This window comes from Sphaerotilus montanus (genome assembly GCF_013410775.1).
Lineage (GTDB): Bacteria > Pseudomonadota > Gammaproteobacteria > Burkholderiales > Burkholderiaceae_C > Sphaerotilus > Sphaerotilus montanus.
On sequence record NZ_JACCFH010000001.1, the window covers coordinates 508,624 to 531,877 of the forward strand.

14 protein-coding genes are annotated in these 23,254 nt (G+C 66.8%); 5 read left to right on the plus strand and 9 right to left on the minus strand.

The window, feature by feature from the left end:
• Window positions 1–14 precede the first annotated feature (14 nt).
• Window positions 15–563 (minus strand): helix-hairpin-helix domain-containing protein, encoded by a 549-nt coding sequence (locus tag BDD16_RS02155; protein ID WP_179632423.1) that lies wholly within the window; start codon window positions 561–563, stop codon window positions 15–17.
• Between the two features lie 128 nt (window positions 564–691).
• Between BDD16_RS02155 and BDD16_RS02160 the strand changes: the two genes are divergently transcribed.
• Entirely contained in the window at window positions 692–1,765 is a 1,074-nt protein-coding gene (locus BDD16_RS02160; protein ID WP_179632424.1) for a homocysteine S-methyltransferase family protein, read from the plus strand.
• On the opposite strand, the gene BDD16_RS02165 is transcribed toward BDD16_RS02160, so the two are convergent.
• Genes BDD16_RS02165 through BDD16_RS02175 form a run of 3 tightly spaced genes read right to left on the minus strand, consistent with a single transcriptional unit; the run spans window position 1,711 to window position 8,029 of the window.
• Window positions 1,711–6,561, minus strand: coding sequence for a PAS domain S-box protein (locus tag BDD16_RS02165; protein ID WP_179632425.1), 4,851 nt, complete (start codon window positions 6,559–6,561; stop codon window positions 1,711–1,713). The genes BDD16_RS02160 and BDD16_RS02165 overlap by 55 nt on opposite strands.
• A 33-nt stretch (window positions 6,562–6,594) precedes the next feature.
• Entirely contained in the window at window positions 6,595–7,632 is a 1,038-nt protein-coding gene (locus BDD16_RS02170) for a diguanylate cyclase domain-containing protein (protein ID WP_179632426.1), read from the minus strand.
• Complete coding sequence (locus BDD16_RS02175; protein ID WP_179632427.1) at window positions 7,619–8,029, minus strand: response regulator; 411 nt, start codon at window positions 8,027–8,029, stop codon at window positions 7,619–7,621. Before BDD16_RS02175 ends, BDD16_RS02170 begins: the two co-directional genes overlap by 14 nt.
• A gap of 267 nt (window positions 8,030–8,296) precedes the next feature.
• On the opposite strand from BDD16_RS02175, the gene metH reads away from it, so the two are divergent.
• From metH to BDD16_RS02190, 3 genes are all read left to right on the plus strand, one after another.
• Window positions 8,297–11,056, plus strand: coding sequence for a methionine synthase (metH, locus tag BDD16_RS02180; RefSeq protein ID WP_179632428.1), 2,760 nt, complete (start codon window positions 8,297–8,299; stop codon window positions 11,054–11,056).
• 742 nt (window positions 11,057–11,798) lie between these two features.
• Complete coding sequence (locus BDD16_RS02185) at window positions 11,799–13,016, plus strand: IS256 family transposase (RefSeq protein WP_179632429.1); 1,218 nt, start codon at window positions 11,799–11,801, stop codon at window positions 13,014–13,016.
• 4 nt (window positions 13,017–13,020) lie between these two features.
• Window positions 13,021–13,410, plus strand: a complete 390-nt coding sequence (locus tag BDD16_RS02190; protein WP_179632430.1) for an IS4 family transposase — start codon at window positions 13,021–13,023, stop codon at window positions 13,408–13,410.
• 107 nt (window positions 13,411–13,517) lie between these two features.
• Here BDD16_RS02190 and BDD16_RS02195 read toward each other — a convergent pair whose 3' ends face one another.
• The 3 genes from BDD16_RS02195 to BDD16_RS02205 form a co-directional block, all read right to left on the minus strand.
• The gene (locus tag BDD16_RS02195) at window positions 13,518–14,882 is read right to left on the minus strand and encodes a Y-family DNA polymerase (protein ID WP_179632431.1); all 1,365 of its coding nucleotides are present in this window, start codon (window positions 14,880–14,882) and stop codon (window positions 13,518–13,520) included.
• A gap of 13 nt (window positions 14,883–14,895) precedes the next feature.
• On the minus strand, window positions 14,896–15,345 hold the full coding sequence (locus tag BDD16_RS02200) for a LexA family protein (protein ID WP_179632432.1): 450 nt from the start codon (window positions 15,343–15,345) through the stop codon (window positions 14,896–14,898).
• 608 nt (window positions 15,346–15,953) lie between these two features.
• Entirely contained in the window at window positions 15,954–16,196 is a 243-nt protein-coding gene (locus tag BDD16_RS02205) for a hypothetical protein (protein WP_179632433.1), read from the minus strand.
• A gap of 241 nt (window positions 16,197–16,437) precedes the next feature.
• Between BDD16_RS02205 and BDD16_RS02210 the strand changes: the two genes are divergently transcribed.
• Window positions 16,438–17,169: a DNA/RNA non-specific endonuclease gene (locus BDD16_RS02210; protein WP_310732766.1), complete on the plus strand. Its 732-nt coding sequence runs from the start codon at window positions 16,438–16,440 to the stop codon at window positions 17,167–17,169.
• A 161-nt stretch (window positions 17,170–17,330) separates the two neighbouring features.
• Here the strand turns inward: BDD16_RS02210 and BDD16_RS02215 are convergent, their stop codons facing one another.
• Together BDD16_RS02215 and BDD16_RS02220 are read right to left on the minus strand one after the other, a co-directional pair.
• Complete coding sequence (locus tag BDD16_RS02215; protein WP_179632435.1) at window positions 17,331–18,773, minus strand: multidrug DMT transporter permease; 1,443 nt, start codon at window positions 18,771–18,773, stop codon at window positions 17,331–17,333.
• Window positions 18,773–23,194: an ATP-binding protein gene (locus BDD16_RS02220; RefSeq protein ID WP_179632436.1), complete on the minus strand. Its 4,422-nt coding sequence runs from the start codon at window positions 23,192–23,194 to the stop codon at window positions 18,773–18,775. The genes BDD16_RS02215 and BDD16_RS02220 overlap by 1 nt, the downstream gene beginning before the upstream one ends.
• Window positions 23,195–23,254: the final 60 nt, after the last annotated feature.

The window sequence follows — 23,254 nt, forward strand, 5'->3', positions numbered from 1 at the left end:
AGCCCCGCACGGCGTCAGGCGCGTCGGCCGCCCTTCAGCTGCGCCGTCAGTGCCGCAAAGCCGGCCTCGTCGCCCGCGGCCAGCAAGGCCGCCTGCTCGGGCCAGGTCTGCGGGCGCACCAGCTTGAAGCGTGCACCGGCCGCGGCGATCAGCGCCTCCAGCTGCGCGACGGGCGTCGCGGCCAGCGCGGCGAAGGTCGTGATGCCGGCCTCGCCCAGCTTGAGCGCCATCTTCGGGCCGATGCCTTCGATGCGGGTGAGGTTGTCCGCGGCGGCGGACACCGCCGCAGCCTCCGGGGTCGTGGGCACGACCACCGGCACCACCTCGATCACCGACGCGGCGTCGAAGGCCGAGGCCGGCACGGTGAAGTCGGATGCGGACGCGCCGGGGTGCGGGATCACCTCCAGCCGGATGTCCAGCAGCGTCCACGGCTGCCACCAGGCACTCGCCCAGGTCCAGGGGGTCAGTGCCGTGGCGAACAGATCCGCATAGAGATCGGCCAGGGCGGGGAGCACAGCGTCGCGCTGCGGGGTATCCGTATCGGGAAAGGTCATGAAGCTCATGGCATTGCCTCGCAAGAAATGACCTCCGGATTGTGCGGTCCCCGGCTGTCCCGAGACCGACTCGCGGATGGTTTGATCCTGAACACGCCGGAAACTGTGGCGAAAAGGACTTCCCTACAATCCCGGGCATGACTGCCCCCACCACCGCCTACACCCGCGCCACCCGGCTGCCCGAGCTGCTGCGCCAGCGCATCGTTGTCCTCGACGGTGCGATGGGCACGATGATCCAGCGCTACAAGCTCACCGAAGCCGACTTCCGCGGCGAGCGGCTGCGCGACCATGGCAAGGACCTCAAGGGCAACAACGACCTGCTGGTGCTGACCCGCCCGGACGTGATCAGCGAGATCCACAGCCAGTACCTGGCCGCCGGGGCGGACATCATCGAATCGAACACCTTCGGCGCGACCAGCGTGGCGCAAGAGGACTACGACCTCGGCGGGCTGGCCTACGAGATGAACGTCGCGGCAGCCAGGCTCGCCCGCGCCTGCTGCGACCAGTTCTCGACCGTGGACAAGCCGCGCTTCGTGGCCGGCGCCCTCGGCCCGACGCCGCGCACCGCCAGCATCAGCCCGGACGTCAACGACCCCGGCGCCCGCAACACCAGCTTCGACCAGCTGCGTGCGGCCTACTACGAGCAGGCCAAGGGGCTGCTCGATGGCGGCGCCGACCTGTTCCTGGTGGAAACCATCTTCGACACGCTGAACGCCAAGGCCGCCATCTTCGCGCTCGACGAGCTGATGGAAGACACCGGCGAGCGCCTGCCCGTCATCATCTCCGGCACGGTCACCGACGCCTCGGGCCGCATCCTGTCCGGCCAGACGGTGGGCGCGTTCTGGAACAGCGTGCGCCACGCCAAGCCGATCGCCATCGGGCTGAACTGCGCGCTCGGCGCCACGCTGATGCGGCCCTACATCGAGGAGCTGTCGCGCATCGCGGGCGACACCTTCATCTCCTGCTACCCGAACGCCGGCCTGCCCAACCCGATGAGCGACACCGGCTTCGACGAGACGCCGGAGATCACCGGCGCGCTGGTCGAGGAGTTCGCGAAGGCCGGTTTCCTGAACATCGCCGGCGGCTGCTGCGGCACGACGCCGGACCACATCCACGCCATCGCCCAGCGGGTCAGCGCCTACCGGCCGCGTGGCGTTCAGGACCGGCTGTTCAGCGCCTTGCTCAACGCGGAGAGCACGGCCGCGGCCTGAGCGAAGCGGAGGTTGTCGACGGCCTCCTTCAGCGCCGCGAAGTCGGCTGAACCGAGCCGGGCGCGCAAGGCCGGCGCCAGCGCCGCGAACGCACCCATCGCGCGCATGCTGCGGCGGTTCAGCCAGCCGATCAGCGCCTCCAGCGCATCGGGCGGGATGTCCGCGCTGGCATCCGCGGCCCCTTCGCCGGGATCGGCGGCCTCCGGCGCCGTGGCCAGAACGTCGGCACAGGCCTGTTGCAGCCGGACCCACTCCGCCTGCATCGGCTCGACCAGCACGCTGGCCTGGGGCACGGCGCCTTCGCGCAGACGTGCCTCCAGCTCGATGGCCAGCGCATGCAGCCGCGTCATGCCCAGCGTGCCGGCATTGCCGCTCAGCAGATGCACCTCGTGCACCGCCCGCGCCCGTTCGGCCGGATCGTCCAGTTCGGTGCCCGGTGCCAGCGGCCGGCAGATGCCGAAGAACCGGCGCAGCAGGTGGACGAACAGTCCGAGGTCCTGGCTGAGGTGCAGACGCGCGCGGTCGGTGTCGATCCCGGCGATCTCCGGCCAGGCCAGCGCGGGCGCGGCAGGCGGCGCCGGCGCCGCGGCTGTGACCGCATCGGAACCGGTCTCCAGACCGAGGCGGTCCACGATGCCCAGCAGCAGCCGGTCCGGATCGAAGGGCTTGGTGATGAAATCGTCCATCCCGGCGGCCTGTGCACCGTCGCGCTCGTCGCTGGTCACGCCGGCCGTCAGCGCCAGGATCGGCAGGTCGGCGTGCTGCAGCGTGCGGCGGATGGTCCGGGTCGCCTCGAAGCCGTCCATGACCGGCATGTGGATGTCCATCAGCACCAGATCGACCGTGTGCCGGCCACGCCGCATCAGCTCCACGGCCTGCGCCCCGTCCTCGGCCAGCACGACCCGCGCGCCCTTGCGTTCGAGGATGCGGCGGGCCACCTCGCGGTTGACGTCGCTGTCGTCGACGACCAGGATCGTCCGGCCGGCCAGCGCGTCGCTCGCCAGCACCCGGTCCGCGGCGCGGCGCACCTGCACCGCGGCGTCCACCTCGAACGGGATCTCGGCCCAGAAGGTGCTGCCGACGCCGGGCGTGCTGTCGACCCCGAGCCGCCCCCCCATCAGCCCGACCAGTTGCCGCACGATCGACAGGCCCAGCCCGGTGCCGCCGAAGCGGCGCGTGGTGGTGCTGTCGGCCTGCACGAAGGGCTCGAAGACCCGGCTGATCGCGTCGGCGTCCAGGCCGATGCCGGTGTCGGTGACTTCCAGGCGCGCAGTGCCCTGCCCCGCCTCGCCCGGCAGCCAGTCGATGACGACCTCGACCTGGCCGCGCTCGGTGAACTTGATCGCGTTCGACAGCAGGTTGGTGAGCACCTGCGACAGCCGCATGCCGTCACCCACCACGCAGCGTGGCAGCGCGGGCGACCGCTGCAGCCGGATCGGCAGGCGCTTGCCCTGGGCATGCACGCCCATCACCGCCACCAGGTCCGAGACGGTCTGGCCCGGATCGAACGGCGCCTGCACGAGGCTGAACTGGCCGGCCTCGACCTTGGACAGGTCCAGCACGTCGTTGACCGTGTGCAGCAGCGCGTCGCTGGCGAGCTTGATGCGGTCGAGGAAGGTGCGCTGCTCGCTGTCGAGCGCAGTCTGGCGCAGCAGGTAGGTCAGGCCGAGCACCGCGTTCAGTGGCGAGCGGATCTCGTGGCTCATGTTGGCCAGGAACTCGCTCTTGGCGCGGTTGGCCGCCTCGGCGCGCGCCGTGGCCTGCTCCAGCCGCTGCTCGGTCTCCTTGCGCCGGGTGATGTCGATCACCACCGCCAGGTAGCCGGTCACCCCGCCCGAGCCCGCCGCCATCGGCGTCAGGATCAGCGACACCGGCACGTGGTGGCCATCCTGGTGCACATAGGTCCACTCGCGCGACCGGCAGAGCCACACCGGATCGGTGAAGACATCGGCCACCGTGGCCGGCCGGCCCAGCGTGTCGGACAGGGCCGCGCGGCGCCGGTCCAGCTCCGGCCGGTCGTGGAAGGCCAGGTGCGACTTGCGGCCGATCATCTCTTCGGCGGTCCAGCCGAGCAGGCGCTCGGCGCCGCGGTTGAAGACCTGGATGCTGCCCTCGGCGTCCGTGGCGATGATGCCGACCTCCGACGAGGCGTCGAGCACCGAATTCAGCAGCGCCATCGTGCGGCGCAAGGTCCGGTCGGCCTCGTGGCGGGCGGTGATGTCGCTGCTGACGGTGTAGAAGCCGCGCACCGCGCCGCTGGCGTCGATGTCGGGGACGAACTGGGCCTCGATGTACGCGCGCTGCCCGGTCGCCTCGTCCAGTTCCTCGAAAGTGTAGTGCTGCGGCTGACCGTCGAGCACCGCGGTGACGTGGGCCTGCACCGCCGCCGGCAAGGGCTTCCCGGTCAGCTCGACCCAGGTGTGGCCGACGATCTGCTCGCGCGGCCGGCCGAAGCGCACGCAGTGCGCCGCGTTCACGAAGCGCAAGCGCAGCGCGCTGTCCACATAGGCGATGCGCAGCGGCACCTTGTCGGTGATGTCGTGCAGGAAGCGCTCGCGCTCCTCGGCCTGCACGCGGGCCCGGTCGACCTCGGTCTGCAGCCGCTTGCGCGAGGTGATGTCGGTGCCGATGGCGATGAAGCGGTCCATCAGCCCGTCCGCACCGGGGATCGGCGCGATCATCGCGTCCACCCAGTACAGGCTGCCGTCGCGGGCGCGGTTGCAGATCTCGCCGCGCCAGGGCCGGCCGCGGCCGATCGTCTGCCACATGCGGAGCCAGAAGTCGCGCGAATGGCGGCCGGCATTGACGATCCGGTGGTTCTGGCCGATCAGCGCCTCGCGGGGGTACTGGGTGATGCGGCAGAAGTTCGGGTTGGCGTCGAGGATGAGGCCCGCGCGGTCGGTGACCGACACCAGTGCGTGGGTGTGGACCGTGTTCAGGAAGGCTTCGCTCTCGCGCAGCGCCGCGGCGAGCCGCGCCTTGTCGAGGGCCTGCTGGGTGATGTCCTGGAGCACGAGGTGGTAGCCGACCACCTCGCCATCGCGCAGATCGGGCAGCAGTTCGACCTGCGCATGCCACAGCGTGTGCTCGTCCGGCGCGCGCAGGCTGCATTCGAAGACGCTTTTGCGGCCCGCCACCGCCACCGCCACGCAGCGTCCGAACTGCGGATGCAGCGGCTCGAACAGGTCGGTGCAGCGCAGCCCCGGGTGCGCAGCCAGCGCTGCGCCGAACTGGCGGTGCCAGGCCAGGTTGCCGCGCACCAGCACGGACGCGGCATTCCAGTAGGAGATCAGGGCCGGCACGGCGTGCAGGGTGCTCTGCACATCGGTCAGCGCGGTCTTGAGTGCGACGGCGCGCTCCTGCAACGCCGCATTGAGTTGCTGGATGTCCCGCTCGGCCTGCTTCGACGGCCGGATGTCGCGCATCGACAGCGCCAGTCCGGCGAACACGCCGCGCAGGTCGCGCAGCGGCACGATCAGCATCGACACGTCGATCAGCCGGCCGGCGCGGTCCAGCCGCTGGGTGTCGAACGCGGGCAGCGCTTCGCCGCGGGCGGCACGCACCAGGAGATGCTGCGCCTCGGCCAGATGCGCAGCCGGCACCAGCCGCTCCAGCGACGATTGCCCGACGATCTCGTGCGCGGCGTAGCCGAACAGCGCCTCGGCGCCCTGGTTCCAGTCGAACACCCTGCCGTTCGGATCGACCATCACCACGGCATCGCGGCTGGTCTGCAGGGCCACGGCGCGGCGCTCGCGCTCGACACGCAGGTCGCGCGCATGGTCTTCGGCGCGCAGGTAGGCCAGCAGCACCCCGGCCAGCAGCAGCGTCACCAGCATCCCGCCCAGCCCCACCCAGCGCGGATCGAGCTGCGCCTGGCGGGCGAACAGCGCAGGCGACGCCTGCAGCGCGACCCGCCAGGTGCGGCCGGCCACGGCCGTGTCCAGCCAGGCCTGCGGCGCGTTGTCCGCCCAGGCGGCGCCTGATACGGTGTCGTGGAACGGTATGACCTGGTCGGCCTCGACATCGGCAATGCGCAGGCGGTAGGCCCGCGTGTCGAGGTCCAGATGTTGCAGCACCTCCTGAACGGCCAGCGGCGCGTAGGTCCACCCCAGGGCCCGCTCCACCCGCTGTCCGGCATCGGCGGCGACCCGGGCATCCGGATAGACCGGCAGCAGCATCAGGAAGCCGGCCCGGGGCTGTCCGGCCGCCTGCACCAGCGTGACCGGCCCGGTGAGGGTGACCCGGCCGGTGCGCAAGGCGGCGAGAGCCGCTTCGCGCCGACGGGGTTCCGAGCCGATGTCCAGGCCGATCGCCTCGCGGTTGCGGGCGACCGGTTCGATGTACTGGATGACCATGCGCTCGTCGCCGTGCGGCGCCAGCGCCCGGATGGCAAAGGACGGCCAGCCATCGGCCGCGGCGCGGGCAACAAAGTCGGCCTCCTGTGCGCGGGCGATGCGCCGGATGACGCCGATGCCGCGCACGCCCGGAAACTCGACGTCGAGGTTGCGCGACTGGCTGTAGCGCAGGAAGGCCTCGCGGGTCAGCGCCTCCCAGCCCACCGTGAGCACGGCCCCGCGTGCGCCGAGCAGGCCCAGTTCCACCCGCAGCACCTGGTGCGCCACCTGCGCGGCCACGCGCTGGGTCTCCTGGCGGACCACGGCATCGAGGTGGCGCCGATTCGACTGACCCTGCAGCCAGGCCGCCAGCATCGACAGACCGAACCCGAGGACCACCAGCAGCCACACCAGCACCAGCCGGCGACGGGCGGCCCGTCGGGAAGGCGTGTTCAGATACATGTCGATCCTCCGCCGTTCAGGGCCAGGCCCGGCTCAGGTCGTCCCCGTCGACCACGCTACCCGGTCCGTACCGGGCAGCAGGACACCATGGCGGCCCTCGCCCGCCACGTGCAGCGCGCAGGCCCGGTTGCGGCCGGACCGCTTGGCCTCGTACAGGGCGGCGTCGGCCGAAGCCAGCAGCGCGTCCATCGTTCCGGCCAGGTCTGGCGGATGCGCCAGCAGCGCCGTGCCGGCCAGGGTCACGACGCCGACCCCCACGCTGACACTGACCCGCGCCTGCGCGCCGACACCGTGGTGCGGCAGGTCAAGCGCGGCCACGGCATCCAGGATGCGGCCGGCCACCGTGGCCGCCGCCGGGAGCGAAGTCTGCGCCAGCAGCACGGCGAACTCCTCGCCACCGATGCGGGCCACGAGGTCGGCCGGACGCTGGCAGGCGCTCGCCACGGCCACAGCGACCGCGCGCAGACAGCCGTCGCCCGCCGGGTGCCCGTAGTGGTCGTTGTAGGCCTTGAACTGGTCGATGTCGACCATCATCAGCGCCAGCGGCTGGCCGCTGCGCTGCGCGATCGCCAGTTCCCGCCGGATCAGCGTGTCGAAGCGGCGCCGGTTGGCCACACCCGTGAGCGGGTCTTCGGTCGCGATGCGCCGCAGTTCGTCCGACAGGCGCTTGATCCTGAGCTGCGTGCGCACCCGGGCCCGGACCAGCGGCGCGGTCACCGGCTTGGTGATGTAGTCGGCCGCCCCCGCGTCGAAGCCCGAGACTTCGAACTCGGCCGAGTGGTGGGCGGTGACGAACACGACGGGGATGTCCGCCAGCTCCGGGTCGGCCTTGAGGGTCTCGCAGACCGCGAATCCGTTCAGGCCGGGCATGTCGGCGTCCAGCAGCACGAGGTCCGGCCGCTGGCTGGCCATCAGGCGCAAGGCCTCCTGGCCATCGGTCGCCACGCACACGTCGCCCAGGTCTTCCAGCATGCGCGCCAGCACCTGGACCGCCCCCGGATCGTCATCGACGATCAGGATCGTGGCATTCCACAGGGAGGCGGAGACGGTCGCTCCGTCATTCGGCCGCATCGGCTTGACCCGACGGGTTCCAGGTGTCCTGCAAGTGGGCCCGCACGCGGGACCGGAGGTGGTCCGGTGCCACCGGCTTGGCCACGAAGTCCGCCGCGCCGCTGTCGAAGGCGGACACCTGGAAGGCCACGCTCGGATGGGCCGTGGTGAAGATCACCGGCACGTCCATCAGCGCGGGGTCGCGCTTGAACAGGCGGCACAGATCGAACCCGGACATGCCCGGCATGTCGGCATCGAGCAGGATGATGTCGGGGCGACGCGCGCGGGCCTGTTCGAGGGCCTCGTCGCCCGAGGTGGCGAAGTGCTGTTCGGGGTAGTGCGCGAGGATGCGACCCAGGACCTGGATCGCGGCGATGTCGTCATCGACCAGCAACAGATGTGGTTGGTTGGAACCCATGGACTGCATCGCCCCCGAAGGAGCGCTCCGTGCTGAGTGGTGGAAGCCCGGACCGTGCCTGACCCATGCGCCGTCCGGTGGGATCCCTGGAAATTTTCGCAGTCTTCTGCTGATTTCGGCTGTCGCTGGAAATCTTATACGAAGCCGCCCGCAGACCGGTCGGCCCGGCCTTGGCGAACCGCGAACGCCCGTAAAATCCGGGCACCCGCCCTGGGGTGCGGGTACGTCCATCGCTTCGGGGCCCACAGCATCTCCCTGACCGCACCCATGACTACCGTTGCACCCACGCTCCCTCCCCCGATGCGCCTGTCCGGCCTGGAGCCGGTCGAGATCGGCGCCAGCACCCTGTTCGTCAACGTCGGCGAGCGCACCAACGTCACCGGCAGCCGCGTGTTCGCCAAGATGATCCTGGCCGGCGAGTACGAACGCGCCCTGGCCGTCGCGCGCCAGCAGGTCGAGAACGGCGCGCAGATCATCGACATCAACATGGACGAGGCCATGCTCGACAGCCAGGCGGCGATGGTGCGCTTCCTGAACCTGATCGCGGGTGAGCCAGAGATCGCGCGCGTCCCGATCATGATCGACTCCAGCAAGTGGAGCGTGATCGAGGCCGGCCTGAAATGCATCCAGGGCAAGGGCATCGTCAACTCGATCTCGATGAAGGAAGGCGAGGCCGAGTTCAAGCGCCAGGCCAAGCTCGTCCGGCGCTACGGCGCGGCAGCCGTGGTGATGGCCTTCGACGAAAAAGGCCAGGCCGACACCTTCGCCCGCAAGATCGAGATCTGTGCGAGGGCCTACAAGATCCTGGTGGAAGAGGTCGGCTTCCCCGCAGAAGACATCATCTTCGACCCGAACATCTTCGCCATCGCCACCGGCATCGAGGAACACGACAACTACGCCGTGGACTTCATCAACGCCACGCGCTGGATCAAGCAGAACCTGCCGGGTGCCAAGGTCTCGGGCGGCGTGTCGAACGTGAGCTTCTCGTTCCGCGGCAACGAGCCGGTGCGCGAGGCGATCCACACCGTCTTCCTGTACCACGCGATCCAGGCTGGCATGGACATGGGCATCGTCAACGCGGGCATGGTCGGTGTGTACGACGATCTGGAGCCTGTCCTGCGCGAGCGCGTGGAAGACGTAGTGCTGAACCGCCGCCCAGACGCGGGCGAGCGCCTGATCGAGATCGCCGAAACCGCCAAGGGCGCCGCCAAGGACGACTCGGCCAAGCTCGCCTGGCGCGGCACGGCCGACCATCCGGTCAGCGTCGACGACCGGCTGAGCCACGCGCTGGTCCACGGCATCACCGACTTCATCAACGCCGACACCGAGGAAGCGTGGCAGGCCATCGCGGCCAAGGGTGGGCGCCCGCTGCACGTCATCGAAGGCCCGCTGATGGCCGGCATGAACATCGTCGGCGACCGCTTCGGCGCGGGCAAGATGTTCCTGCCACAAGTGGTGAAGTCGGCGCGCGTGATGAAGCAGGCGGTCGCACACCTGCTGCCCTACATCGAAGCCGAGAAGAAGGCCATGGTCGACGCGGGCGGCGAAGCCAAGCCCAAGGGCAAGATCGTCATCGCCACCGTCAAGGGCGACGTGCACGACATCGGCAAGAACATCGTCACCGTGGTCCTGCAGTGCAACAACTTCGAAGTCGTCAACATGGGCGTGATGGTCCCGTGCCAGGACATCCTGAAGAAGGCACGCGAGGAAGGTGCCGACATCATCGGCCTGTCCGGGCTGATCACGCCGAGTCTGGAGGAGATGCAGCACGTTGCGGCCGAGATGCAGCGCGATGACTGGTTCCGCGAACGCCAGACGCCGCTGCTGATCGGTGGTGCGACCTGCTCCCGCGTCCACACCGCCGTGAAGATCGCGCCGCACTACACCGGCCCGGTCGTCTACGTGCCGGACGCGAGCCGCTCGGTGGGCGTGTGCTCGGACCTGCTGAGCGACGAGCGTGCGACGAAGTTCATCGACGAACTCCACGCCGACTACGACCGCGTGCGCACCCAGCATGCGAACAAGAAGGCCACGCCGATGGTGCCGCTGGCGACCGCGCGCGCCAACAAGACGCCGATCGACTGGGCCAGCTACACCCCGCCGAAGCCGAAGTTCATCGGCCGGCGCGTGTTCCGCAACTACGACCTGGCGGAACTGGCGCAGTGCATCGACTGGGCGCCCTTCTTCCAGACCTGGGATCTGGCCGGCAAGTTTCCGGAGATCCTGAAGGACGAGATCGTCGGCAGCGAGGCGGTGCGCGTGTTCAGCGACGGCAAGCGCATGCTGCAGCGCGCGATCGAAGGCCGCTGGCTGCAGGCCAATGGCGTGATCAGCCTGCTGCCCGCCAACACGGTGGACGACGACACGGTCGAGGTCTACAGCGACGAGTCGCGCGAGACGGTCGTGCTGCGCTGGCAGCCGCTGCGCATGCAGTCGGAGCGGCCGGTGATCGACGGCGTGCGCCGACCGAACCGCTCGCTGGCCGACTTCATCGCGCCCAAAACGGGTCCAGGTGCGAAGCCGGACTACATCGGCCTGTTCGCCGTGACCGCCGGGCTGGGCATCGAGAAGAAGGAGCGCCAGTTCATCGACGACCTCGACGACTACAGCGCGATCCTGTTCAAGGCGCTGGCCGACCGCTTGGCCGAAGCGTTTGCCGAGCGGCTGCACCAGCGTGTGCGCACCGAGCTGTGGGGCTATGCGGCGGACGAGGCGCTGAGCAACGAGCAGCTGATCGCCGAGCAGTACCGCGGCATCCGGCCGGCACCCGGCTATCCGGCCTGCCCGGACCACCTCGTCAAGCGCGCGATGTTCGAGGTGCTTGACGCAACCGACATCGGCATGGCGCTGACCGAAAGCATGGCGATGACCCCGGCGGCGAGCGTCAGCGGCTTCTACCTGGCGCACCCGGCGTCGGCGTATTTCAACGTCGGCAAGATCGGTGAGGACCAGCTGGCGGACTTCGCCGCACGGCAGGCGCTGAGCGAAACGGACGCACGCCGGGCACTGGCGCCGGTACTGGGCTGATTCGCCGCCCACAACAAAAAAGCGCCTCAGAGCGTCTCATACCTTAAAAATACATTGGATTGGAGTGAGGTCCCATAGGTTGCTGTCAGACTTGTGTTTTTTCATCGACGCCATTCGATGTATAAATACATCGTAATGCATCGTAACCTTCAAGCGCCGACGGCAACGTCAGCGCTTTTTTTATGACATCGTTGCATAAGCCGACCTGCCGACTGGTGATCGCGCAGTTTCGTAGGCTGGCGGGGATAAGCAATCCGACCGAGCAAAAGTACAAGTAGACGAACTGGAATCCATACAGCCAAGCACTGAAGGCGCGAGGCTTGCTAACAGTGGGCTGGATCGAGAGATGGCGTGGAGGGCACCGTCCAGCGGCAAGCCGGGTCGACCGGAGACCTACAGCCGGCAGTGGAATGCTGCCTGGCGATGAAGGTGCTGCTGGGGCTGCCGCTGTGCCAGACGCAGGAGTTCATGCAAAGCGTACTGGCTTTGTCAGGGCTGGGGTAGATGGCGGTGGATTTCAGCACCGTCCGCCGACGCCAGAAGTGTCTGGATGTGTAGAGCATAGCTCGGTCGAGCCGATGCGGACTGCACCTGCCGATAGCCTCCACTAAGACCAAGATGCTGGGCGAAGGTGGGTGCCGAGCCAGCATCAAGCCATGTCATATGCGTAGCGGCACTCGACGGAGCCTGTCTGGAATTTTGTGTGCGAGGCATAACCTGACTCCCATTCCAAGGAGTATGTATGCCAAGGATGAAGAAGACGATGAAGGCGGCGGACGCGCCGGGCAAGGATCTGCCGAAGATCCCCGTCGAGCTGATCGACCATTTCGTGACCGGCCCGATGAGCGCCGAGGCGGTGATGGCGGCCTCGCAGGCGTTCAAGAAGGCGCTGATCGAGCGGGCGCTGGGGGCGGAGCTGACGCACCACCTGGGCTACGCGCCCGGGGCGGCGCGGCCCGATACAGGGCCGCTGCGCATCGAGGTGCCGCGCGACCGCGCCGGCAGCTTCGAGCCGGTGCTCGTCGGCCGCCACGAGCGGCGCTTCACGGGCTTCGACGACAAGATCATCGCGCTGTACGCCCGCGGGATGACGGTGCGCGAGATCCAGGGCTTCATGGCCGAGCAGTACGGCAGCGAGGTTTCGGCCGAGCTGATCAGCACGGTGACCGAAGAGGTGATGGCGGAGGTGCAGGCCTGGCAGGGCCGGCCGCTGGAGCCAATGTACCCGGTGGTATTCTTCGACGCGCTGCGGGTGAAGATCCGCGACGAGGGGCAGGTGCGCAACAAGGCGATCTACCTGGCGCTGGCGGTGCTGCCCGACGGCACGCGCGACGTGCTGGGGCTATGGATCGAGCAGACCGAAGGGGCCAAGTTCTGGCTGAAGGTCTTCAACGACCTGAAGACGCGCGGGGTGGGCGACATCCTGATCGCCGTCACCGACGGTCTGAAGGGCATCGGAGAAGCACTGGAGGCGGTGTTCCCGCAGGCGGCGCTGCAGACCTGCATCGTGCATCTGTTGCGCAACAGCCTGAGCTTTGCCGGCTGGAAGGAGCGCAAGCTGCTGGCCGCAGCCCTGCGCCCGATCTACACGGCCGTCAGCGCCGAGGCGGCACTGGCCGAGCTGGAAGCCTTCGAGCGCGGGCCCTGGGGGCAGAAGTTCCCCATGATCGGCCCGGCCTGGCGCCGCGCCTGGGAGCGCGTCACCCCCTTCTTCGCCTACCCGCCCGCGGTCAGGCGGCTGATCTACACGACCAATGCCATCGAGAGCCTCAACAGCCAGTTGCGCAAGGTCATCAAGACGCGCGGGCACTTCCCCAGCGACGATGCCGCCACCAAGCTGCTCTGGCTGGCCTTGCGTAACATCACGGCCGAGCACGGCAGGAGCGTGCGCGAGTGGCGTGAGGTCATGAAGCAGCTTGCCATCGCCTATGGCGAACGGTTTTCCCCTGTGGCCGCCTGATCGGATGGCCTTTTCAGCCTCGAACACAGAATTTCGGACACCCTCCATCGATCGGCTTGAAACGGCGCTGGCGATGTACCTGATCATTGCCTGGCGCATCAACCGCCTGATGCGTCTGGGTCGGCAATTGCCTGAACTGCCCGCCGATCTGCTGTTCGAGACCATCGAATGGCAGGCCGCCTTCATTCTCAACCGCAAGAAGCCCCCCGCCAAGCCGCCCACGCTCAATACCGTGGTGCGCCTGATCGCTCAGCTTGGCGGCTTCCTGGCCCGCAAGGGTGACGGCGAACCCGGTGCGAAAGCCCTCTGGTGGGGCTGCGCGAGATCAATACCTTTGTCCGCGGCGTTCAGTTCGCTCGGGAGATGGGGACTTGTGTGTAATGCGATGGACTAACCCGCATCGAATTGATGTCGTTTTCTACAACGGGGACACACCTAGCCAGCGTGAGGTGATCAGGGGCTGGATCAGAGCTCTGTGGGATTGATGCGGAGAGGTGCCGGCTATGCACGCACGACCGGCATCTCAGACCAGCACGTCGTGTAACCCGGGGTCCGGCGCTCCTGCTTGCCGGTCCACTGGGTGGCTACCTCATCGTGCCGAGGCATCTGGGCCTGCGCACTCGCGATCTTCAGGGTGCCACGCCCCCAGCGCGCGTTGACCTCGTCGAGGGCTTTCATCAGGTGGCCTGCGTCCCGTGTGCTGCCCAGGGACTCGAAATCGAACTCGCCTTGCCGCACCGATGTTGCCACTGACCCCACGGTGGTTCCGGCCTGCGCGTCACGGGGCAGACAGGCCTGCAACTGCACCAGCATCACGCCGGCCTTGGCCAGTGCATAGCCGCTCTGGTAGATCGAGCGCAGACCGTGCAGGGCCGCGCCCACCAGCCTGGCCGTGTTCTGGGTCGGATGCGCCAGCGGCACCACCACCGAGCGTGAATACTGCGGCGACTTCCGGAACGGACTCGTGCGCACGAACACCAGCACCGCCCCGGCCGCGCTGTCCTGTGCCCGCAGCCGCACAGCCGCTCGGCTGGTGAACTCGCTCACGGCCTCGATCAGCGGCGCCAGTGTCGTGACCGGCTGACCGAACGAGCGGGTACACGCGATCTGCTGGCGTGGCTGCGGCGCATGGTCGAGGTCGATGCACGACAGCCCCTGCAGTTCGCGGGCGGTTCGCTCCAGCGTCACTGACCAGCCGCCGCGCAGCGTGGCGGTGTCGAGTCGCGCCAGGTCGAGCGCCGTGCGCACGCCGGCCTCGCGCAGTTGTGCGCCAATGCGCGGGCCGACTCCCCACACCTCGCCTACATCGGTCGTGGCCAGCAGCGCGTCATGTGCGTCCTCGCTCAGGCGCGTGAGGTCACAGACCTGGGCCAGCTCGGCCGGGTAGCTGCCCGGCTTGCGCTCGGCGGTCTTGGCGATGTGGTTGGCCAGTTTGGCCAGTGTCTTGGTCGCCCCCAGGCCGATGCAGCACGGCAGGCCCAGCCAGTTCAGGATGCGGCTGCGCACTGCGTGGGCCCGCGCAGTCAGGTCGCCCCGCACTCCGTCGAGTCCGATGAAACACTCGTCGATCGAGTAGACCTCCTGGGTCGGTCCCAGCCCGGCGGCCAGGCTCATCATCCGGTCGCTCATGTCACCGTAGAGCGCGAAGTTGGCCGACAGCGCGACCAGGCCGTCGGAGGCTTCGAGGTGGCGGATCTGGAACCAGGGATGGCCCATGCGCACGCCCAGCGCCTTGGCCTCGTTGGATCGCGCGATGGCACAGCCGTCGTTGTTGCTCAGCACCACGACCGGCACGCCCTGCAGGCTGGGGCGGAACACCCGCTCGCAGCTCACGTAGAAGTTGTTGCCGTCCAGCAGCGCGAACATGGCGGCGCTCCCGTCAGCGCGGCATCTGCTTGATGGCCGCGGTCACGACCCCCCAGATCTCCACGGTCTGTCCCTCGCGCGGCACGATGTCGGGGAAACAGGGGTTGGCCGCCTTGAGCTTCATGCGGCCAGCGCGCAGCAGCAGCGTCTTGCAGACGAAGTCGCCTTCGATGACGGCGATGACCACGTGGCCGGAGTGCGGCTCCACCGCCCGGTCGACGATCAGCACGTCGCCGTCGAAGATGCCCGCGTCGCGCATCGAGTCACCGCGGGCACGCATCAGGAACGTCGCCTGAGGATGCCGGACCAGCTCGGCCGTCAGGTCAATGCGCTTGGCGCCGAGATCCTGGGCGGGCGAGGGAAAGCCGGCCTGCACGCTCGCCCCGAGGTCGAACAGCCACGCCGCCGGGGCGTGCCGGTCGAGGGCGCCGATCAGATCAGCGGGGGCCTGAATACTGTTCATCTATCCAGTATAATGCCAGGTGCATCGACGGACATCTCAGGTGACGGACGAGTAGCGTACGAAGTCAAATGAGAAAATCACGCTCCGAGAGTTCGCAGCCATCTGCCTCGCGCGGTACCCACCAGGAGCCGACGCACACTGGATTCGCGCCATCCCCATCCGAGGAACAGGAGTCCTCATGAAGCCTCCGGCCAGAACCTCGCAACCGTTCCCCAGCCAGTCTTCATCGGTGTTGCGGGACGATCGTTCACTCGCGTCGATCGATTCCGCCAGACCACGCGGCCTGTTCAGTTGGTTCACCCGTATGCGTTCGCGCAGAACAGCCTGCTCGGTCTGCGGACGCTCTGTGGCCCGCTGTGCCTACGATGGCCGACATCCGGAGATCGGGCGCTGATGGCGTGCGTACAGCCAGCGAAAATCTGTCGCTACAGACTTGTGTACTCTCCGAGCGCAGATGCCAAGACCTTGCGCGCCATCGTCGGCCGGTGACTCACCGGACAGCCGCAGTCTTGCTCTGCTGCGAGTTGGAGATCGCCACTCCCGCTAACGTACGTTTTTTTCCGTTTTCTGCGACGACCTCGCAACGGATGCAGGTCAGCGGGTGCGCTTTAACGTGGGTGGGTCAGCACCGCCACGACTTCGCCCACGAGCAAGGCGAACGACAGCGCCGCCTCCGCCGTCGACCAGACCTGCCCGGCAGCCAGTGGGTTGGCGTGCAGCCACTCGGTGGTCTGAGCTGGATCACCAGCGGACTCCCGCACCACCACGCCAGCCTGGAAGCCCTGCTCCCCTGCGGGCAGGGCCGCGCCGTAGATGCGGCAGCCCGCCACCGTGATTTCTGCAAGGTGCATGTGGTCCCCCCTGACCGCTGTTCACACCGATGAATCTGTCCACATGGTGCGGGCCCCGACTCGGCTCGACCATCCCCCTGGAGGGGGAGACCGAGGGCCGGTGCAGGTGTGCCGATTGGACCGGGGCTGTGGGGCGTGAAGTTGTACCGGCCAGGCAGGGCTATGGCCATGCGGTCGCGGACGAGCGACCGATGGCCATGCGCTAGGGTCGCGGTCCTGCCGTTATTTGAAAATTCTGTCCGTGCGTTCTCTTTCTCGTTGGGTGGCCATCGCCACATTGGGCTGGGCGACCGCCAGCGCCGCCGTCGCGCAATCGCAGTGCCCGCAGTTCTACCCCCAGGTGCAGCCGCAATTCCCCGCCGGGCTGTACTCGCAGCTCAGGGAGGTGTGCTTCGACGCCTTTGTCTCCCTGCATTCCGGTCAGACCCGGACCCCCGTGCTGACCGTCGAGCGACTGACGCGGGAGCAACTGGCCCAGGCCCAGGATGAAGAGCGGACGAACCGCTTCTACCCGGAAGCGCGCTTGCCGTCCGCAGACCGGGCGCACCTGGACGACTACAAGGACTCGGGGTACGACCGCGGCCACATGGCGCCGGCTGGCGACATGCCCAACGCGCAGGCGATGGCGCAGAGCTTTTCGCTGGCGAACATCGTGCCGCAGGCCCCCTACAACAACCGCCACACCTGGGCGGGCATCGAGAAGGCGACCCGCAAGTTCGTGATGCGGGCCGAGGGGCCGGTCTACGTATTCACGGGCCCGGTGTTCATGGAGCCGGTCCGGAAGATCGGGCCGAATCAGGTCTGGGTGCCGACGCACCTGTTCAAGCTGGTCTACGACCAGATGGGACGCCGAGCCTGGGCGTACTGGGTGGACAACACCGATGCGGCCCGGGCCTCGCGGCCCATCACCTACCAGACGCTGGTGGCGCGCACGGGGGTGGAGTTTCTGCCGGGGATCATGGTGCGGGACTGATGTGAATTCAGCCAATCGGTGTACCTCCACGAAACCGGGGCGGTTCCATGACTGCTCTGCAGCGGTTGCCGCCGGTCGGCTTGAACGGATGAACTCACGCTGTCGGCCACTAAGCGGCCCTTAGCGGCGGCCTCATGAAGATCCGTTGAAAGGGAGCTGCGTCACACAAAGGTGACACCATAGGTTAGCTTTTCTTCAAAGCCGCCGAACCCACTCTTCTCGTCGAGCGTTCTCACACGCCAGAAGTAGAACGATCGCACCTCCTGGGCTGCCTCATCCGGTGATGTGCGATATGCCGTGCCTCTGGAGACAAGGGCCATACCGCAGTTTCCGTCGAACTGCATGGGGCGAACCGATCCCCAGCCTGCATTCCAGTAGCAAAGGTCTGCGACGACCTCGCTACCGGATTTGACCTCCAGCACTCCACCACAGGGCATGACCTCCAACTGTCCACGCCCTGGCATTGTCGGCAAGAAGAGCCGCCCCGGGTAAAGGTCGTGCTGCAGGTAGCCTAGCCGGTTGAAGTCGAGCGGCTTGGCCAGCGGCCATGCCTTGCTCTCCTCATCGGCTATCTCGTGGGGAGCTGGCGACTCCAGGACCGTAGTCGTGTCCAGAGGCTCCTGGAAGTCACTTGCGAGTAGCTCGCCGGTTCTCCGCAGGTCCTTCAAGTGCTCCGCCAAGCCTGTATCAGCGACGCTGCCACCTGCCGCCTGCGCCCACCGGACGACCGAGACCTCCACACAGCGGTCCATCGACATCACAACGGGCGACGAGAAGGCCATCAGCTCATCACCAGGACGCTCCAGCTGAACCCGTTCGACGAGGCTGCGGACAGCCCCACCAATAGCCTCGTCATCGCCGTCGAATTCCGTTCGGCCTGGAAACCAAGCCGGTCGTCTAGGCCTCAGCAGCGCAAGTGTCGGGTGAACAGGCAAAGCCAACAGAGCCCGGTCTTCCGCCGTATCGGCAGGCATACCCCAGAACGCCTCAGCAACCGCCAACGTGCGGTGGTAGGCGGAGATCATCCGCAAGGCAGTCCGAGATGAGATTTGGCCGCTGAACCCGTCGCCCAAGGGGCGCGAGAAGTGCCAAGGATCGCCCTGAAAAGGAGCATCCGGGTAGGCGCCTATGTTCATCGACCACTCGAAAGCCATCTGGCGGACGAACGGCAGCCGCGTAGCGGCCTCAAGCTCCGTCATGGAGGTGCGGAACATCCGAGGAAGGTCTGCACCTTGCACCCCGTTGAAATCCTGTGGGATCTCGAAGTCTTCAGGCACTTCTTCGAGGCCTTCGTCCGGGGTATCCGCCCATAGACCGAGGCTCTCCAGCATCAATTCCGAGAGGATGGACGTCTTAGGAATGCTCTCGGCCAGTTTCGGGTTGGCCTCGTACCCGTGCGCCTGCGCGGCCATCCAGAAGACGACGAGCGCCTCCACCACCTCGGCTTCGAGCTTCCTTGTGCCGAGGAATTCAAGGAGTGCGGCCTCCGTCGCCGCTTTCGACACCGGCGCGCCCAATCGAGCGGCGAGCTCCTGCATGGTCCACCACCGTGCAGCGGTCGACGGCCAACCCAGCCTGGCAACGAGGATGCGAAGGTCATCCATCATGTTCCCTTCGCCCTCGCAGCGTCGAGCTCTTCTGCCCAGCGCGGCCGTTCCAGCGGAAGAGTTCGGGTGTCTTCGAGCACGCAATTCACCATCATCTCGGCGAACTTCACGGCGTCGGCAACGCGCTTCTGCCGTGCATAGAAATAGACCATCAGATCCGTCGGCGCTACACGCGGCGGCTCGGGCTCTCCGAACATGGCGTACGTCGTCGCCCCGACGAACTCGTCGCAACGACTCGGGTAGTGCTGAACGACCATATCCAGCCGCTTACGCGTCTTTACTTCGCTCTCCGCGAAGCCAAGCCATGCACCCTTCCGGATCTGCGCCTGGACGAGGTAATTCCACGCAGCCTTCGAGCCACTCAGCTTGCGCCTGGTCTCGAAGGCGAGGTCAGACAGTTCAAGGATGCCGTTCATGCGCCCCTCGTCTGACTGAAGAAAGCTGTCCAACGCCGCGAGAAGGCGCTTGCCCTGCCCGGCCTTATCCCAGTGCTCGTACCAGACTCGAAGCCTCTTCTTCTCGTTGTAGCTGGTCGACAGGCTTGCCAGCAGCTCGTCGACCTGCTCCGGTGCGAACGTGGTGACGTCGCCTGTGTATGGCTTGTTGTCAATGTCGCCGCTAGACGAGTCTTTGCGCTGAAGCACGCCGACGTCCCAGCCGGCATGCTCCCTGAGAACACACAGCCGCTCGGCAGCGCCATCCTGACCATTGCGTTCAAGCTGCATCAACGCGTCCTGGACCTCTGGGTGAACACCCGTGCGCATAAGCGCATCCAGGGGCCAACCGTCCCGCACGCCCTGCTCGACGTACGCCCGCAGGCTGTCCTCCGCATGCGACCAATCGCCCGCGTCTGTGTGCTCCTCATACTTCACCACAAGAGCCGGCGGGCAGAGCTTCGCCAGCAACCGGTCCGCGGCTGAGAGCACGTGCCTCGTGCCCTTTCCGTCGGTGAAGTCCAGCACGCGGTGGACCTGGGGCGAAATCAAGCTGAGCAGCCGTCGAGCATCGTCTGGCACGACCTCCACCAGGTAGTCAATGGCGTCGACGGTGTTGTTCAAGGTGGGGTCCGTGCGGTGCCCGTAGCCGGTCACCAGCTCCCAAGTCTGAGTGCAGAGCTTCCGGGCGCTGGTGTTCAAGCCGTGGCTGAGGGCGATGCCGCAGAGTTGCAGAGGCGTCTGAAGATGAATGCTGGTCTCTTGGCGGATCTCAGCATCGAGCAGGACGCACTGGGATTGGATGAAGGCCGCTGCTGCTTCATCGCTCATCCTGGTAAGCAATCCTGCCTCGTACTGGGTGCGGAAGGACGTAGGGTCGAACCACTCGCTGGTACCTGCGGCGACCATGGTCGCCTCAGTGACGTCAACATCGTCGCGACCGGCGAGCAGGCAGCTGCCCAGCCGGATATCGCAGGCAATGCGATGCAGTCCAGCCCGGAAGTCCTCCGCAGCTGAGCTGGCGTCGTACCCCTGCCTGAAGCGCCTGAACTGGACAGGTTTGAGCAGTTCGAACAGCTGATTGAAGTCCACAAACTCCCCGCGCCACCAGCGCTCGGCAACCTGGGCTGCAAGCGCTGAGAGCGAATTCAGGAAGTAGCTGATGTTCCTCCTGTCCTCGTAGGTGGGCGCCCGCACGAACTCGAAGCCGGTTTGTCCTTCCGCTTGCATGCAAAGGCTCAGGTGCACGCCGCTGAAGAACCAATGGTGGACGAGCGCACTCAGGTCGTCCTTGCGCTCGTAGTAGTCACCCTTGAGCCACTCAATGGGGATGGGCTCGTTCAGCGGCTTCGAGACCCGTGAGCGGGCGGCCTCCAATGCGGCAACGAACGGGGTTCGCGCCAGCTTGCTGAAGTCGTCGCGGTCAAAGATGCTCACCCCGGCAGTTGCAGCGGCACGGACGCAGACGTCGCTGAGAACGCTCTTGTCAGGGTCGCCGGGAGGCAGCTGAGTGGCAGCGTCCATCAGGTCGTCCAGCACGCCCTCATCAACCAACATCCGGGCTCTCGGCATCCACACGATGGGGCCGTTTTCACTAACCAGCTTGGCAAACGCCTCCGAGGTAGCACCGAGGACACCCAGGCGCGCGAACGCCTCGACCAAGAACTTGAAATCAGCAGTCCCTGCGTTGGACGAGTACCGCGTGGAGAAGCGGCTGAGACCTCTGAAACGCCGCAGTGCCTCGGCACCACAGGTCTTGGCCAGTACCGCCTGTCCTCGCGCCTGCAAGGCCAAGCCAAGGGCGGCCACACGCAGGATGTCCGTCTCGTGCCGCGATGCCACAGTCTCTCGAACGACACCTTCGTCGGCTGTCAGCCTCAGCGTAAACGACACAAGCCGAGCCATGTCGTCGTCCTGCATCTGAAACTCGCTGCCACGAACCATCCGCGCCTTGAGATGGTCAAGGCGATAGGCGTCGGCAAACGCATTGGTATCCAGCGCCGCGACCATGGCCTCCGACAACAAGGTATCGAACAGCGACTCTGGATAGCCCTCCTCCAGGCGGAGCATGACCCAGTCGCGGGTCAACCCGGCAATGAGGTTCTTGGGGTCACCGAGCTTGGCCTGAACCGACCAGAGCCAGTTGACGCGCAAAGAGGGCGGCGCCGATATTTCCAGCCAGCTCGCCACCGCCGGCATCAGCTCCTTGATGCGCTCGTCGTATCCCGGAGTCGAGCGCACAAAGACGGCCAGGCTCTCGTGGAAGACCTTCAAGCCTGCGACCGAAGAGTGCAACAGGTGCTCCACCTTTGCTACATCGGGCTGAGCATTGCCGAGCTTCGCCGCAATATCCAAGAACGCAGCCCTCGGCCAAAAGAAGGGGAACGCGCACACCAAGCGCAGCGTGTCCTTCAGACTAGGCGGCAGATCTTCCCACAAGGACGCGTAGTAGAACTTCACCTCCTTCGTCATGTCCCCTTGCAGCCGCCCGATATCCCAGCTGTCCAGGTCTCCCCCGGCGTGCTCAAGCTCCGCGGTGGCATAGATGACGTGCAGCGGGTGGCCGTTGGTCTTCTTGCGAAGCGCGGTCGCCGCCTCCTGCAACTGGCGCTCCGATTGCTCTTCATGGTCGAATCGGGTCGACAGCCTGCCCTCTTCAACGGCCTTGCGCAGGTGCGACAACACCGCGTTTTCGGACATCGCCGGCAACTCTCGCCAGCTGGCCTTCGGTGCGACGGCCAAGAGGTCCTTGGGCAGTTGGGCATCGTCGACCGGCTGCGTGCCCACTAACAGGACCATGTTGTCCGGGCACGGCAGGACCTGGGAGAACAAGTCGTCCAGCGGGCGCTTGTCGGCTGCGTTGATGCGCCAGACATGGTCCAAGCCGTCTAGAACCAGCACGAACGGCTTGCCCTTCTCCTGGTAGTAGGCCGCGCAAGCTTCGAGTAGCCCTCGCAAGCCACCGCCGGGCGTCTGAACGCCTGGATGAAACTGCTTGACCTGTGCCGCGATGGACTGCTCAACCACGTAGCTGTGCACGCGGTCGCGCCCCCGCTCGGTCGTCGACAGGAAGTAGTGGTGACGGACCGTGGGAATGTCCAAGCTAGCAAGCTTGTCGCACAGCGCGCTCAAGTACGTGCTCTTCCCGCGGCCAGGCGGCCCCGTGAGCACGAATGCCTGCTCGGCACCAGCGGCGGTGTCGCGCACGAAGTCCCGGTGGAACGTCTCGTCCGGCACCTCATATCCGAGAGGCACGAAAAAGTCTTCGGGCAAGGGCGCCGGCGGCGCTGCCTGCAGGATGGTGCGCACCTGGTCCAGGGAGATCCACCCGTCTGGTGGCGGGAAATTCTTCCGGATTGCCCAGTTCAAGGCGACATTTTTGAGGTTCGCGATGCCGTCAGGCGTGCCGTGCCGGTGCAGTCGAGCATCGACCTCGTGCTCCAGCGATTCGAACCCCTTGTCGCTGTGAAGAACCTGTAGCTGACTGAAGAAGGCTTCGCACTTCATCTCGTCACCCAGCTCGGCGAGCAACGCTGAGCGCCGAGGCTCGGGCACTTTGGCGAAGTCGATTCGCCGGCCGGAGAGGCACGCCTCAATTTCCGCATCTGGCCGACGATTCGTCTTCAGCGAGATCACGCCAACCCGAGCCGGGTCCAACACGGCGAAGGCGTCAAACCACTTCCGCAGCATCGACCTAGACTTCGCCGTCCTACCGGACTTTTCGAGCATCCACTCCCAGCTCAGCGCGTGCACCGCCGGGTTCGGTGTGTACTTGACCTGCTCAAGGTCGACGAGGCCGCCAGTTCGCTCGGCCACGATGTCGTCCAACCCCTTCGGCGCGTCGGCCTCGTCGTCACACTCGAACTTCACCCGGGTGTAGCGCGTCGGTGCGTCGAGCCAGTCGCACAGGAGGCGTACCCCTTGCCGATTTTGGTATACGTAGCCTGCGGCAGTTATCGCAGTGTTCTTAATTTCTTCAGACATGGAATGAGATGGCCGGCAAGGAGGGCTGGAGGTGGCGCTCGGCAGAGTGCCCAGTCAGTG